This window comes from Rhodobacter sp. Har01, from assembly GCF_020564565.1.
In the GTDB taxonomy this organism is placed as follows: Bacteria; Pseudomonadota; Alphaproteobacteria; order Rhodobacterales; family Rhodobacteraceae; genus Pseudogemmobacter.
In genome coordinates, this window is record NZ_JAJCTD010000037.1 from 1 (window position 1) to 546 (window position 546).

1 protein-coding gene is annotated in these 546 nt (G+C 60.3%); it reads left to right on the forward strand.

Features of this window, described 5'->3' with window-relative positions; translation table 11 throughout:
• Nucleotides 1-58: 58 nt before the first annotated feature.
• Nucleotides 59-546 (forward strand): IS6 family transposase (locus LHP98_RS19300; RefSeq protein WP_227254166.1); only part of this gene is annotated, 488 nt, incomplete at its 3' end.

Consider the following 546-nt stretch of genomic DNA (forward strand, 5'->3'; position numbering starts at 1 on the left):
GGAGTTGTCAGAAGAAGCAGGCTTGCTGGCCGACAACGCCGTTCGCTAGCCTGCGGGGATGACCCAGCGCTCCCCGTTCCGCTACTTTAAGACCAGCCCTGAGATCATCCGCCTGGCAGTGATGCTCTACATCCGGTTTCCCCTGTCACTTCGTAACGTTGAGGATCTGCTCCACGAAAGGGGCATCGAGATCAGCCACGAAACCGTGCGGTATTGGTGGAACCGGTTCGGGCCGATGTTTGCCGCCGAGATCCGCGGCAAGCGTGTCGAAGCGATGCGCGCCCTTCGTCACTGGCAGTGGCACCTGGACGAGGTCTACGTGAAGATCAACGGGGTGACGCACTACCTCTGGCGCGCCGTCGATCACGAAGGCGAGGTGCTGGAAAGCATCGTCACCAAGGCGCGAGATCGCAAGGCAGCGCTGAAATTCCTCAAGAAATCCATGAAGCGACATGGCCGGCCTGATAAAATCGTTACGGATCGCCTTCGGTCCTACGGTGCCGCCCTGAAGGATCTCGGCTGCGGCGATGATCGTGAGATGGGGCG